The 13,476-nt window shown below is 65.6% G+C and carries 11 protein-coding genes; 7 read left to right on the forward strand and 4 right to left on the reverse strand.

Going from position 1 to position 13,476, the window contains the following annotated elements; all coding sequences use genetic code 11:
- Positions 1-177: 177 nt before the first annotated feature.
- The gene (locus tag G4G71_RS03395; protein WP_169935405.1) at positions 178-2,346 is read left to right on the forward strand and encodes a PA5441 family protein; all 2,169 of its coding nucleotides are present in this window, start codon (positions 178-180) and stop codon (positions 2,344-2,346) included.
- Positions 2,347-2,351: 5 nt separating this feature from the next.
- The gene (locus tag G4G71_RS03400) at positions 2,352-3,059 is read left to right on the forward strand and encodes a DUF3142 domain-containing protein (RefSeq protein ID WP_169935406.1); all 708 of its coding nucleotides are present in this window, start codon (positions 2,352-2,354) and stop codon (positions 3,057-3,059) included.
- Positions 3,060-3,205: 146 nt separating this feature from the next.
- On the opposite strand, the gene trhP is transcribed toward G4G71_RS03400, so the two are convergent.
- Positions 3,206-4,609 (reverse strand): prephenate-dependent tRNA uridine(34) hydroxylase TrhP, encoded by a 1,404-nt coding sequence (gene trhP, locus G4G71_RS03405; RefSeq protein ID WP_169935407.1) that lies wholly within the window; start codon positions 4,607-4,609, stop codon positions 3,206-3,208.
- Between the two features lie 285 nt (positions 4,610-4,894).
- Complete coding sequence (gene zwf, locus G4G71_RS03410) at positions 4,895-6,370, reverse strand: glucose-6-phosphate dehydrogenase (RefSeq protein ID WP_169935408.1); 1,476 nt, start codon at positions 6,368-6,370, stop codon at positions 4,895-4,897.
- A 90-nt stretch (positions 6,371-6,460) separates the two neighbouring features.
- On the opposite strand from zwf, the gene hexR reads away from it, so the two are divergent.
- Both hexR and G4G71_RS03420 read left to right on the forward strand, forming a co-directional pair.
- On the forward strand, positions 6,461-7,345 hold the full coding sequence (gene hexR / locus G4G71_RS03415) for a transcriptional regulator HexR (protein WP_138213612.1): 885 nt from the start codon (positions 6,461-6,463) through the stop codon (positions 7,343-7,345).
- Between the two features lie 231 nt (positions 7,346-7,576).
- The gene (locus G4G71_RS03420) at positions 7,577-7,792 is read left to right on the forward strand and encodes a PA3496 family putative envelope integrity protein (protein ID WP_169935409.1); all 216 of its coding nucleotides are present in this window, start codon (positions 7,577-7,579) and stop codon (positions 7,790-7,792) included.
- Here the strand turns inward: G4G71_RS03420 and G4G71_RS03425 are convergent.
- Complete coding sequence (locus G4G71_RS03425) at positions 7,746-8,681, reverse strand: LysR family transcriptional regulator (protein ID WP_169935410.1); 936 nt, start codon at positions 8,679-8,681, stop codon at positions 7,746-7,748. The two genes, G4G71_RS03420 and G4G71_RS03425, sit on opposite strands and share 47 nt — an antisense overlap.
- Before the next feature lie 240 nt (positions 8,682-8,921).
- On the opposite strand from G4G71_RS03425, the gene G4G71_RS03430 reads away from it, so the two are divergent.
- From G4G71_RS03430 to G4G71_RS03440, 3 genes are all read left to right on the forward strand, one after another.
- Entirely contained in the window at positions 8,922-10,337 is a 1,416-nt protein-coding gene (locus tag G4G71_RS03430; protein ID WP_024766119.1) for an acetyl-CoA carboxylase biotin carboxylase subunit, read from the forward strand.
- Positions 10,338-10,348: 11 nt separating this feature from the next.
- Complete coding sequence (gene oadA, locus G4G71_RS03435) at positions 10,349-12,163, forward strand: sodium-extruding oxaloacetate decarboxylase subunit alpha (protein WP_054909660.1); 1,815 nt, start codon at positions 10,349-10,351, stop codon at positions 12,161-12,163.
- Positions 12,164-12,331: 168 nt separating this feature from the next.
- Positions 12,332-12,967 carry a c-type cytochrome gene (locus tag G4G71_RS03440; protein ID WP_240964875.1) on the forward strand — a complete coding sequence of 212 codons (636 nt, stop codon included), beginning with the start codon at positions 12,332-12,334 and terminating at the stop codon, positions 12,965-12,967.
- 57 nt (positions 12,968-13,024) lie between these two features.
- On the opposite strand, the gene G4G71_RS03445 is transcribed toward G4G71_RS03440, so the two are convergent.
- A complete protein-coding gene (locus tag G4G71_RS03445) occupies positions 13,025-13,297 on the reverse strand; it encodes a hypothetical protein (protein WP_205896257.1) in 273 nt (90 codons plus the stop codon).
- Positions 13,298-13,476 lie beyond the last annotated feature (179 nt).

The following is a 13,476-nucleotide window of genomic DNA, read 5'->3' on the forward strand; positions in this document are numbered from 1 at the left end:
TTGAGCCGGAACAAAGAAGGAATCAGCTGGACAACGTGTCGCAGGTCCTGCTGTGCGGTAGATCGCGTTTACAGTCTTGTGCCCATGCAGACGGGCAAGACCGGGCGCGGCGAGGTAAGATTCTTCCTGCTCTGAATTCCAGCCCGGCGTGCGGGCTCCAACGGACAAGGATCCTTCATGCGTCTGTACGGACTGACCCTGCTGGCCCTGATCACCGGCTGCCTCGGCATGCAGGAGGCGCACGCGAGCAGCGACGACTCCTGTTATCCGAGCTGGAACCTCAAGCGCGACACGCTGGACGTGTGCAACAGCCTGCCCTTCCTGAGTCCGGGCAACGACAGCCGGGTCAACCTGCAACTGCTGCTGGCCGACGCCGGGCAGGCCAGCATCCCCAACCGTGCGCTGACCGACGACGAGCAGCAACTGGGCTACGGCCAGGTGCCTTTCCCGCTGGCACGCTGGCTCGACGGTGCGACACCGGAAGACGCGACCGACAGCACCAGCACCGCGTCCCTGGCCGATCTTGCCGCGCGCATCGGCCTGCCGGCGGATGCCGTGCAGTCCTCCGCCGACAGCTTCGCCAGCGGCGAAGGCAGCCGCTGCCGCAGCAACAATCCGCTCACCGCCCAGGACTTCCTCAGCCAGCTGTTGCTGGCCGAGAGCCTCACCGCCGGCGAGCGCCAGGGCCTGGCCCGCGCGCGCCTGACCCTGCTGGGTGCCTGCCAGTGGGACGAAACCCAGCTCAGCGTGCTGCTGCCGGGCGACCTGCAGAGCGTCCCGGCCAAGGCCTACCGTACTTACCTCAAGGGTGCGGCGGACTTCTACAGCGGTCGCTTCGCCGACACGCTGAAATCCTTCCGTAGCCTGCAGGACAGCGACCAGGCCTGGCTGAAGGAAACCTCGCGCTACATGGTCGCCCGCGCACTGCTCAACCAGGCGCAGCAGAATGCCTTCGACGAGATGGGCTACCCGGACCTGCGCAAGGTCGACAAGAAGATCCTCGCCCAGGCCGAATCCGCGCTGGGCGACTACCTCAAGGCTTATCCACAAGGCCGCTACGGCGCCTCGGCCAAGGGCCTGACGCGGCGTGTCTACTGGCTGATGAGCGATGAAGGCCGGCTCGCCGGCGAGTACGCCGAGCTGTTCGCCCGCGAGGATGCCGACGATCTCGCCCAGCTGGTGCAGGAAGTCGACAACAAGCTGCTGGTCACCGCGCACCCGGCCGACGTGCGCGATGCGCGCCTGCTGGCGGTGCTCGACCTGATGCAGATGCGTCACCACGAGCCCAGCGAGCCGCGCGCCCTGGACGCTGCGGGACTGGTCGCGCAGAAGGACCTCTTCGCGAAGAACCCTGGCCTGCATGACTACCTGACGGCGGCCTACCAGCTCTACGTCGAGGAAAAGCCCGCCGAGGCGCTGAAGTCGCTGCCCGAAGAACTGCCCTCCAAGCTCGACTACCTCGCCTTCAGCCAGCAGGTCCTGCGCGGTTTCGCCCTCGAGGCCGGCAACGACTGGATCGCCGCCGAGAAACTCTGGCTGCGCCTGTTGCCGCAGGCGGTGCAGCCGTTGCAGCGCGACCAGCTGGAGCTGGCGCTGGCCTTCAACTACGAGCGCAGCGACCGCCTGGTGAAGGTGTTCGCCGAGGGCTCGCCGGTGCACACGCCGATCATCCGCGAAATCCTCCTGCGCCACATCGCGGGGCCCGAACTGCTGCGCCAGCAGGCGAAATCCACCAGCGTCTCGGTGGAAGAGCGCGATACCGCGCTGTTCGCCCTGCTCTACAAGGACTTGCTGCACGGCCAGTACCAGGCCTACATCGATGACCTCGCGCTGTTGCCCACCGATGGCAGCGGCAAGCCGCTGGGCGCCAGCATCGGTTACCTCTACGGCAGCATGCCGCTGTCGCTGTTCCAGTGGCCCGGCGGCAAGAACGACAGCGGCTACGAGTGCCCGGCGATCGTCGACGTCGCGCGCGACCTGCTGCAATCCCCGCCGCCGCCCAAGGCGCTGAACTGCCTGGGCGAGTTCATCCTGCGCAACGGCCTGGACGGCTTCCCGCTCGATACCCAGCCCAGCGAGCGCGAACTGGGTGGTGGCGAGTCGCTGTTCCCCGGCACGCCCTACTCGCGCATGGACGGCTACCTCAAGGTCATCGCCGACAAGCAGGCGGTGGAAGAGGACCGCGCGTACGCGCTGTTCCGCGCCATCAACTGCTTCGCGCCCAGCGGCTTCAATGGCTGCGGCAGTCAGGACATCGCACCGGCGCAGCGCAAGCAGTGGTTCCGCACGCTCAAGGGCCAGTACTCCGCCACACCCTGGGCGAAGTCCCTGAAGTACTACTGGTAATCCTGGTGCGCCGGGCCGTGGCGTTGGCGCTGGCGCTGCTCGCGGGCAACACCAGTGCGGCCGGCGTGGACGCCGCCGAGCACGATGCCTTCTGGCTGTGGAGCGGCGTCGCCGCGCAACCGGTGCTGGCCCAGGCTCGCACGCTCTATGTACTGCAGGGGCAGGTCAGCGCGCCGCGCCAGCGCGAAGGCCAAGCCCGCCTGATCGCCCAGGGCATCGCCATTCCGCGCCTGAAGCAGGGCGAGGTCTGGGTGGTCTACCGCGCCCACACCCTGCGCTGGAACGAGGACATCTACCGCACCCTGCTGTCCCAGCTGCGCCGCTGGCGCGCGGCGGGCAATCCGGTGGTGGGCGTGCAGATCGATTTCGATGCCCGCACGCGTTACCTGCACGAGTACGTCGACTTCCTCCAGGACCTGCGCACGCGCCTGCCCGAGGACTGCAAGCTGAGCATCACCGGGCTGATGGACTGGGGCAGCAATGGCGCGCCGGAGACCATCAACCGCCTGGCCGGCGTAGTGGACGAGGTGGTGGTGCAGACCTACCAGGGCCGCCAGACCATCCCCAACTACCAGGCCTACCTGCCCCGCGTGGCGCGACTGCAATTGCCCTTCCGCATCGGCCTGGCGCAGTACGGGGAATGGCAGGCGCCGGACTACCTGGCCAAGAGCCGGTGGTTCAGGGGGTATGTGGTGTTCCTGCAGAACCCGTGAGTCTGGAGCGGCGGTGAGTCGATCGCGGACGGAGTCCGCTCCTACGCACGCAGGTGGCATCGGTAGGGCGGCGCATTTCCCCGCAGGGTGTTGAACATGGGGTAGGAGCGGACTCCGTCCGCGATAGCTTCCCGCCGACAGAGGACTTAACTGCCGCCACACCCACACTTGCCGCAGTCGTTCCCGCAACCACCCGCCGCAGCCGGCTCGCGCGAATCGCGCGTGGTGCCGCCGTTGAGGTTGCGCATCAGCAGCGCGTACTCCAGGTCCAGCTCCTCGGGCACGGGGATGTAGACCACATGACCATCGCCGGGTGCGACGCCAATGGATTCGCCCCGCGTGTTCTCCAGCGCGTGCAGGCGGAAGGTGCGGTTGCCCGCCGGGGTCATCAGCTCGACGCTGTCGCCCACCTCGAAGCGATTCTTCACCCGCACCTCGGCCAGGCCGTTGCGCCGCTCGCCGGTGAACTCGCCGACGAACTGCTGGCGCTCGGAGCGCGAGTGGCCGTACTGGTAGTTCTGGTACTCGTCGTGCACATGGCGGCGCAGGAAACCCTCGGTGTAGCCGCGGTGGGCGAGGGATTCCAGGGTGTCCATCAGGCCGAGGTCGAAGGCGCGCCCGGCGACGGCATCGTCGATGGCCTTGCGGTAGGCCTGGGCGGTGCGCGCGACGTAGTAGTGGGACTTGGTCCGGCCCTCGATCTTCAGCGAATGCACGCCCATCTGCGTCAAACGTTGCACGTGCTGGATAGCGCGCAGGTCCTTGGAGTTCATGATGTAGGTGCCGTGCTCGTCTTCGAAGGCCTCCATCAGCTCGCCGGGACGATTGCCCTCTTCGAGCAGGACGATCTCCTTGGTCGGCGCGCCGATGCCCAGGGTCGGCTCGACGTTGCCCACGGCGTGGCCCAGTTCGTCCTCATGGGCGGCGTGGGTCTGGTACTCCCAGCGGCAGGCGTTGGTGCAGGTGCCCTGGTTGGGGTCGCGGCGGTTGATGTAGCCCGACAGCAGGCAGCGCCCGGAGTAGGCCATGCACAGCGCGCCGTGGACGAAGACTTCCAGCTCCATGCCGGGCACGCGTTCGCGGATTTCACCGATTTCCTCCAGCGACAGCTCGCGGGACAGGATTACCCGCTTGAGCCCCTGCTGGCGCCAGAATTCGACGCTGGCCCAGTTCACCGCGTTGGCCTGCACCGAGAGGTGGATATCAACCTCGGGGAAATGCTGGCGAACCAGCATGATCAGGCCGGGATCGGACATGATCAGCGCGTCCGGACCCAGGGCGATCACCGATTCGACGTCCTGCAGGAAGGTCTTCAGCTTGGCGTTGTGCGGGGCGATGTTGACCACTACGTACAGGCGCTTGCCCAGGGCATGGGCCTCGTTGATGCCGGTGGCGAGGTTGGCGTGGTCGAATTCGTTGTTGCGCACCCGCAGGCTGTAGCGCGGCTGGCCGGCGTAGACGGCGTCGGCGCCATAGGCGAAGGCATGGCGCAGGCTCTTCAGCGAGCCGGCGGGGCAGAGCAGTTCGGGGGCAAACGGAGTGTGGGACATGGCGGCGCAGCGAGTAGTGGGAAAAAGGCTGCCACTCTAGGAAATTCGCGGGTTGCGCGTGCTGAGCGAGGTCAACGCCGAGACGTTTTTCGTAGGACCGAGGGGGGCGCCCAGTTCTTGTTCGCGAACCGCATGGCACCATGCCTCGCCGGTTCGCGAGCAAGCTCGCTCCTACAGGGAGCTCCCGGCGTGCGTAGGAGCGGACTCCGTCCGCGATCGATTTCCGCTCGCTCCGAGCAGATCGATAACACATCGCGGACAGAGTCCGCTCCTACGCCGGTTCGATCATTCCAGCCAGCGGCGCCCCTGCAGCTCCAGCAGCGTCTGCGCCTGCTCCGGCCCGTTGCTGCCGGCCGGATACGGGCGCGGGCTCTGGTAGTGCTCGTGCCAGCCGGCCAGGATCGGGTCGACCCAGCGCCAGGCCGCTTCCACCTCGTCGCGGCGCATGAACAGCGTCGAGTCGCCCTCGATCACATCCAGCAGCAGGCGTTCGTAGGCGTCCCAGCGGCGCTTGTTGGTGCTGAAGGCCTGGGCGAGGTTGAGGTCCAGCTCCACCGGCTCCAGCTGCATGCCCTTGCCTGGCGCCTTGGCCATCAGCTGCACGCTGATGCGCTCCTCCGGCTGCAACCTTATCCACAGGCGGTTGGCCGCGCCGGCGCTGCTGCCGATCAGGCTGTTGGGCACCGGCTTGAACTGGATGACTATCTCCGAGCACTTTTTCGCCATGCGCTTGCCGGTGCGCAGGTAGAACGGCACGCCGGCCCAGCGCCAGTTGTCGATCTCTGCCTGAACGGCGACGAAAGTCTCCGTATCGCTGTCGTTGTCGACATTTTTCTCGAACCAGTAGGCCGGCACTTCCTGCCCGCCAATATGCCCGGCGGTGTACTGGCCGCGGACGGTCTTGTCCTGCACATCCTGCCCGGTGATTGGCTTGAGCGCCTGGAGGATCTTCACCTTCTCGTTGCGTACCGCCTCGGCATCGAAGCGCACCGGCGCTTCCATGGTCACCAGGCAGAGCAGCTGCAGCAGGTGGTTCTGCACCATGTCGCGCATGGCCCCGGCATGATCGTAGTAGCCGCCGCGGTTTTCCACGCCGAGGGTTTCGCTGACGGTGATCTGCACGTGGTCGATGGGACCGTTACGCCACACCGGCTCGAACAGGGTGTTGGCGAAGCGCAGGGCCATGAGGTTTTGCACCGTCTCCTTGCCCTGGTAGTGGTCGATGCGGAAGACGCGGGATTCGTCGAACACCTCGCCGATGGCCTGGTTGATCGCCAGCGCCGACTCCAGCGAATGCCCCAGCGGCTTCTCCAGCACGATGCGCGCCAGCGGGCCGGCCAGGCCGGCGATCTTCAGGTTCTGCGCAATCGGCGCGAACAGGCTCGGTGCGGTGGCCAGGTAGTGCACCAGCACGCGACCTTCGCTGCGCTTGAGTGCCTTGGCCAAACGACCGAAATCGGCGCTCTGCGAGGCGTCCATCGCCACGTATTGCAGGCGCTGGGCGAAGCTGCGCCAGGCTTCGGCGGAGAAATCGCTGCGCGCCACCTGGACCCGGCAGTTGCGTTCGGCCAGTTCGAGGTAGGCCGCGTTGTCTCGCTGGCTGCGGGCGAGGGCGAAGATCCGCGTATCGGCCGGCAGGCGATTCTCCCGGTGCAGGTGGTAGAGCGCCGGCAGCAGCTTGTGCAGCGCCAGGTCACCGCTGCCGCCGAACACCAGAATGTCGCAGGAGCTGGGAAGACTAAGGCTGGCGGGCGTATTCAAGACTTATTCCCTGGGCGTGGCGGTTAGTTTTGTAGTATAACTACAACAAGACTACATAAATTTCAGACAACTATCACCGAGCCTATCCCTGTGAACCTTTTGCAGCACATTGCCCAGTCGCGTCATCTGCTCCGCAAGTCGGAGCTCAAGGTTGCCGATCACGTGATGCAGGATCCTGCATCGGTCATGCACAGCTCCATGGCGGACCTCGCCCACAGCGTCGGCGTCAGCGAGCCGACTATCGTGCGCTTCTGCCGCGCCATTGGCTGCAGCGGTTTTCAGGACCTCAAGCTCAAGCTGGCGCAGAGCCTCGCCGCTGGCGCGAGTTTCGGTCAGTTTTCGATCAATGAGAGCGACTCGGTGGCGGACTTCAGCCTGAAGATCTTCGACACCACCCTGCACTCGCTGATGGAAGTGCGCGAAAACCTCGACACACACGCGCTGGAGCGTGCCATCGCGGCTATCGCCCATGCCCAGCGTGTGGAGTTCTACGGCTTCGGCGCTTCCGGCGCGGTGGCGGCGGATGCCCAGCACAAGTTCTTCCGCCTGCTGCTGTCGGCAGCGGCCTACTCCGACCCGCACATGCAGGCCATGTCGGCGGTGACGCTGAAGCCTTCGGACGTGGCGATCTGCATCTCCCAGTCCGGCCGCTCCAAGGACCTGCTGGTGACCGCCAACCTGGTGCGCGAAGCCGGCGCTACGCTCATCACCCTGTGCCCCAGCCAGACTCCGCTGGCCGACCTGGCCACGGTGAACCTGGCGGTGGACGTGCACGAAGACACCGACATCTACACCCCGCTGACCTCGCGTATCGCCCACCTGGTGGTGATCGACGTGCTGGCGATGGGCGTGGCCATGGCCCGCGGCCCGGACTTGGTGAATCACCTCAAGAGCGTGAAGCGCAGCCTGCGTAGCCTGCGCCTGTCGCCCAAGGTGGTGAAGAACCACGAGGAGCGCCCGGAAGAGGCGTCCTGAGACCATACCTGTAGGAGCGAGCTTGCTCGCGAACAGAGCTAGCCGGGTGTTCCAGGGCTGAGCGGTTCGCGAGCAAGCTCGCTCCTACAAAAGCCCGCCGCCTGGGTTGGCCGATGTAGCGGCTCGCCGACCGCTCGTCGGCGTCACCGGCGCTTCACCACCACGTCGTCAAACGGTCATCCGTCCCCAGCATTCTGGCGTCTCCAGCCCTTCGGCCTTGGGAGATGCGAGATGCCCCGCCATATCGACGACACCCAGCTCCAAGTGGATAGCAAGACCCGCCGCAAGCTCGAAGACCAGCGACGCATGCAATTCCGTCGCGCCATCGAGGACCGCATGGAGGCCCAGCGCCTCGCCCTCGAAACCTCCGATTACCCTGACCTGATCGCCGCCGCCTACCTCACTTCGGCGAAGTCGGGCCGGCGAAGCGTTCGGCAAGCTGGCTGATCAGCGCCCGCTCTTCACGGATGAAGGCGACGAACGCCTGGGCCACCGGGCTCAGGCGCTTGCCGCGGGCATGCACCAGACACCAGCTGCGGTAGAGCGGCAGCTCTTCCACCGGCAGTTCGTGCAGCAGCCCGGACTGCAGCTCGCGGCTCACCGCGTGGCGCGGCAGCAGCGCCAGTCCCAGTCCCGCCAGTACCCCTTCCCGTGACCCCTCCAGCGAGGCGAACTCCAGCGTCTGCGCGAAGTGCGCGCGCTTCTGCTGGAAGTGTTCCTCACAGGCCTTGCGCGTGCCCGAGCCGGGCTCGCGGATCAGCAGCGGATAGGGTTCCAGGTCCTTCAGCGAAAGCTTGGCGGCGTTGCACAGCGGGTGGTCCGGCGGTGCCACGGCGACGATCGGGTTGTTCAGGAAGGGCAGGAATTCCAGCGCCATGTCCTGCGGCACCAGGGACATGATCACCAGGTCGTCGCGGTTGTCCGACAGGCGCTTGATCACCTGGGCGCGGTTGACCACCGTGAGGTTCAGGCTGACGTCCGGGTGCTGCGCGTGGAACGCGGCGAACAGGTGCGGGGTGATGTACTTGGCGCTGGACTCTACCGCCAGGCGCAACTGGCCCTGCAGCGAGCCCTTGAGGTCGGAGAGGTTCATGTCCAGCACTTCCAGGCGCTGGAAGATGTCGGTGGTGGCGCGCAGCAGGGCGTCGGCGGCATCGGTCTGGTAGAGCTTCTTGCCGATGTACTCGAACAGCGGCTGGCCGACCAGTTCTTCGAGCTGGCGGATCTGCAGGCTGACCGCCGGCTGGGTCAGGGCCATTTCCTCGGCGGCGCGGCTGTAGGAACGGCTTTCGCACACCGCGCGGAAAACCTGCAGCTGGCGAAGGGTCATACGCATCAATGACTTACGCATAGAAGCCTGCTCGATGGCGACATTTTCCAGCGACTATAAAGCATTCTTTATGGCTACCCCAATAATTATTGATTTTGGTTAATCCTCCCTCCCGCGCTAGGGTAAAAACACGCCGGAACCCGCTCCGGCCACGAATATCCACAAGAGAATCCAGCTGCCTGTAACGGGGCTGCCGATTGGTCTTTACGCCGGGGTCCACAAGGCCCGGGCCGAGGGAAAGCCGCAGTGATCAAGAAAATCCTGATCGCCAACCGTGGGGAGATCGCTGTCCGGATCGTGCGCGCCTGCGCCGAGATGGGCATTCGTTCGGTGGCCGTCTATTCCGACGCCGACCGCCACGCCCTGCATGTGAAGCGTGCCGACGAAGCGCACAGCCTGGGCGCCGACCCGCTGGCGGGTTATCTCAACCCGCGTGCGCTGGTGAACCTGGCCGTGGAAACCGGTTGCGACGCCCTGCACCCCGGTTACGGCTTCCTCTCCGAGAACGCCGAACTGGCCGATATCTGCGCTGAGCGCGGGATCAAGTTCATCGGCCCGTCCGCGGAAGTCATCCGCCGCATGGGCGACAAGACCGAGGCGCGCCGCAGCATGATCGCCGCTGGCGTGCCCTGCACCCCCGGTACCGAAGGCAACGTCGCCGACCTGGCCGAAGCCTTGTCCGAAGCCGAGCGCATCGGTTACCCGGTGATGCTCAAGGCCACCTCCGGCGGCGGCGGCCGCGGTATCCGCCGCTGCAACAGCCGCGAAGAGCTGGAGCAGAATTTCCCCCGCGTGATTTCCGAGGCCACCAAGGCCTTCGGCAGTGCGGAAGTCTTCCTCGAGAAGTGCATCGTCAATCCCAAGCACATCGAGGCGCAGATTCTCGCCGACTCCTTCGGCAACACCGTGCACCTGTTCGAGCGCGACTGCTCGATCCAGCGCCGCAACCAGAAGCTCATCGAGATCGCCCCCAGCCCGCAGCTGACCCCCGAGCAGCGCGCGTACATCGGCGACCTGTCCGTGCGCGCGGCCAAGGCCGTGGGTTACGAGAACGCCGGCACCGTGGAGTTCCTGCTCGCCGATGGCGAGGTGTACTTCATGGAGATGAACACCCGCGTGCAGGTGGAACACACCATCACCGAGGAAATCACCGGCATCGACATTGTCCGCGAGCAGATTCGCGTGGCGTCGGGCCTGCCGCTGTCCGTGAAGCAGGAAGACATCATCCACCGCGGCTTCGCGTTGCAGTTCCGCATCAACGCCGAGGACCCGAAGAACAACTTCCTGCCGTCCTTCGGCAAGATCACCCGCTACTACGCGCCCGGCGGCCCCGGCGTGCGCACCGACACGGCGATCTACACCGGCTACACCATCCCGCCGTACTACGACTCGATGTGCCTGAAGCTGGTGGTCTGGGCACTGACCTGGGAAGAGGCGCTGGACCGCGGACTGCGTGCGCTGGACGACATGCGCGTGCAGGGCGTGAAGACCACTGCGGCCTACTACCAGGAAATCCTCAAGAACCCGGAATTCCGTAACGGCCAGTTCAACACCAGCTTCGTCGAAAGCCACCCGGAACTGACCCAGTACTCCATCAAACGCACCCCGTCGCACCTGGCCATCGCCATCGCTACCGCCATTGCCGCCCACGCTGGCCTGTGAGGATCACGTACATGACCGTTGCCAAGAAAGTCACCGTCACCGATACCATCCTGCGCGACGCCCACCAGTCGCTGCTGGCGACCCGGATGCGCACCGAGGACATGCTTCCCATCTGCGACAAGCTCGACAAGGTCGGCTACTGGTCGCTGGAAGTCTGGGGCGGCGCCACCTTCGACGCCTGCGTGCGCTTCCTCAAGGAAGACCCGTGGGAGCGCCTGCGCAAGCTCAAGGCCGCGCTGCCCAACACCCGCCTGCAGATGCTCCTGCGCGGGCAGAACCTGCTGGGCTACCGCCACTACAGCGACGACGTGGTCCGCGCCTTCGTCGCCAAGGCGGCGGTCAACGGCATCGACGTGTTCCGCATCTTCGACGCGATGAACGACGTGCGTAACCTGCGCGTCTCCATCGAAGCGGTGAAGGCCGCCGGCAAGCACGCCCAGGGCACCATTGCCTACACCACCAGCCCGGTGCACACCATCGATGCCTTCGTTGCCCAGGGCAAGGCCATGGCCGACATGGGCGTGGACTCCATCGCCATCAAGGACATGGCCGGCCTGCTGACTCCGTATGCCACCGGCCAACTGGTCAAGGCGCTGAAAGAGGCGCTGCCTCTGGACGTGGTGGTGCACTCCCACGACACCGCCGGCGTGGCCAGCATGTGCCAGCTCAAGGCTGTGGAAAACGGCGCCGACCGCATCGACACCGCGATCTCCAGCATGGCCTGGGGCACCAGCCACCCGGGCACCGAATCCATGGTCGCTGCCCTGCGCGACACGCCGTTCGATACCGGCCTGGACCTGGAGCTGATCCAGGAAATCGGCATGTACTTCCACGCCGTGCGCAAGAAGTACCACCAGTTCGAGAGCGAGTTCACCGGCGTGGATACCCGCGTGCAGGTCAACCAGGTGCCAGGCGGGATGATTTCCAACCTGGCCAACCAGCTCAAGGAACAGGGCGCGCTGAACCGCATGCCCGAAGTGCTCGCGGAAATCCCCCGCGTGCGTGAAGACCTCGGCTTCCCGCCCCTGGTCACCCCGACCTCGCAGATCGTCGGCACCCAGGCGTTCTTCAACGTGCTGGCCGGCGAGCGCTACAAGACCATCACCAACGAGGTGAAGCTGTATCTGCAGGGCCGTTACGGCAAGGCGCCGGGCAAGATCAACGAGCAGCTGCGCCGCCAGGCCATCGGCAACGAGGAAGTCATCGACGTGCGCCCGGCCGACCTGATCAAGCCGGAGCTGAACAAGCTGCGCGAAGAGATCGGCAGCGTCGCCAAGTCCGAAGAGGACGTGCTGACCTACGCCATGTTCCCGGACATCGGCCGCAAGTTCCTCGAGGAGCGCGCCGCCGGCACCCTCAAACCCGAAGAGCTGCTGCCGATTCCCAACGGCAAGGGCGTCGCCGCCGCTGGCGGTGAAGGCGTGCCGACCGAGTTCGTGGTCGACGTGCACGGCGAGAGCTACCGCGTGGACATCACTGGTGTCGGCGTGAAGACCGACGGCAAGCGCCACTTCTACCTGTCGGTGGATGGCATGCCCGAGGAAGTGGTGTTCGAGCCGCTCAACGAGTTCGTCGGCGGTGGTGGCAACAAGCGCAAGCACGCCAGCGAGCCGGGCCATGTCAGCACCACCATGCCGGGCAACATCGTCGACGTGCTGGTGAAGGAAGGCGACAGCGTGAAGGCCGGCCAGGCCGTGCTGATCACCGAAGCGATGAAGATGGAGACCGAAGTGCAGGCGGGCATCGCCGGCACCGTGAAGGCCATCCACGTAGCCAAGGGCGACCGGGTCAACCCCGGTGAGATCCTGGTTGAAATTGAAGGCTGACCAAGGACAGACGGGTCTTTAAGGTTCAGTCCCACGGGGGAGCACGATGCTCCCCCTTTTTTTGTCCGCGGGTTTTTCAGCCGACGGCGCGTTTGCTTGATCTGCGTCGGAAACTTCCTTCAGAAACCCATTAGCGTCGACGCTGGGAAAACTGACCAGGGTGCGGTGATGGGGAGAGTCGTTCTGTGGTGGGTGCTGCTGTGCGCAAGCGCCCAGGCATTGGCGCAGTCATCGGAAATGATGGATCGGCTTGCTGCCCTGGAGAAGGATCCGGCCAAGCGCGAGCAGGCCTACGCGGCCGCCGAGGAGCGCATCCTGCTGTGCAGCAAGTGCCACGGCAAGGACGGCAACAGCAAGCGCGATTACATTCCCAATCTGGCGGGACAGAACCCGCAGTACCTGTTCGATGCCTTCGAGAAGTACGTCGACGGCCAGCGCACCGACTTCGTGATGAACCAGGCGGCCAAGCTGCTGACGCTCAACGAGCGGGTGAACATCGCTTACTACTTCAGCCAGCAGAAGGTCCAGCCTCGCACGGAGGCCGTGCCTGACGCGGCGGAGATCGAGCAGGGCGCCCAGCGTTTCGCCACGGTCTGCGTGACCTGCCACGGCGCCCAGGCGCTGGGACACGACGGCTTCCCGCGCATTGCCGGGCAGCCCAGGCCTTACTTGACCCACGCGTTGCAGCGCTACCGCGACAAGGACCCGAGCCGGGCCGGCTCGCCGATGCTGGCGGTAGCCGGGCTACTCAGCGATGACGACATCAAGGCGCTGGCGGCCTACGTCAGCCAACTGCGCCCCTGAACCAGCCAGCCGCCTTGCGGCGGCTGGCTGGAGTGCGCTGTAACGGTGGGTGAAACCTTACTGCTGCTTGTCTTCGGCCGGCTTGTCGGCGGTCTCGGGTTGCGCTTGTGGTGCGGCCTGTTCGGCGGCTGGCTGCTCTGCCGGGGCTGCTTGTTCCTCGGTAGAAGCCGGTGCGGGCTGCTCTGCCGGCGCGGTTTCAGGTTGCGGCGCAGGCTTGGCTTGCTGCTGGGTGGCGGCAGCGGGCACAGCGGTCTGCGAGGTCGGCTCGGGTTTCTTGTCGCAGGCGGCGAGGACGGCGCAGGCGGCGATCAGGAGGCAAAGCTTTTTCATGAGGGTGCTCACTCATCGAGGGTTGGCGAATGCCGGTCGGTCGACCGGGGCGGCAAGCTTTGCCGTGTCCGGTGTGTGAGGCCATTTACCGTGCTCCGAGATTGATCGGGAAATTTCCGATTCACCCGTGTTAAAGGCTCAAAGGAAAAAGCCCGGCGGATGCCGGGCTTTTTCGTCGC

The sequence above is a fragment of the Pseudomonas multiresinivorans genome (genome assembly GCF_012971725.1).
Classification (GTDB): domain Bacteria; phylum Pseudomonadota; class Gammaproteobacteria; order Pseudomonadales; family Pseudomonadaceae; genus Pseudomonas; species Pseudomonas multiresinivorans.

What these genes read in the sequence shown, in the direction of transcription:
- G4G71_RS03420 (WP_169935409.1), top strand. Translation starts at nt 7,577, where the DNA reads ATGCCCCGCCATATCGACGACACCCAGCTCCAAGTGGATAGCAAGACC.
- G4G71_RS03440 (WP_240964875.1), top strand. Translation starts at nt 12,332, where the DNA reads ATGGGGAGAGTCGTTCTGTGGTGGGTGCTGCTGTGCGCAAGCGCCCAG.
- trhP (WP_169935407.1), bottom strand. Translation starts at nt 4,609, where the DNA reads ATGTCCCACACTCCGTTTGCCCCCGAACTGCTCTGCCCCGCCGGCTCG.
- G4G71_RS03425 (WP_169935410.1), bottom strand. Translation starts at nt 8,681, where the DNA reads ATGCGTATGACCCTTCGCCAGCTGCAGGTTTTCCGCGCGGTGTGCGAA.
- oadA (WP_054909660.1), top strand. Translation starts at nt 10,349, where the DNA reads ATGACCGTTGCCAAGAAAGTCACCGTCACCGATACCATCCTGCGCGAC.
- G4G71_RS03445 (WP_205896257.1), bottom strand. Translation starts at nt 13,297, where the DNA reads ATGAAAAAGCTTTGCCTCCTGATCGCCGCCTGCGCCGTCCTCGCCGCC.
- G4G71_RS03395 (WP_169935405.1), top strand. Translation starts at nt 178, where the DNA reads ATGCGTCTGTACGGACTGACCCTGCTGGCCCTGATCACCGGCTGCCTC.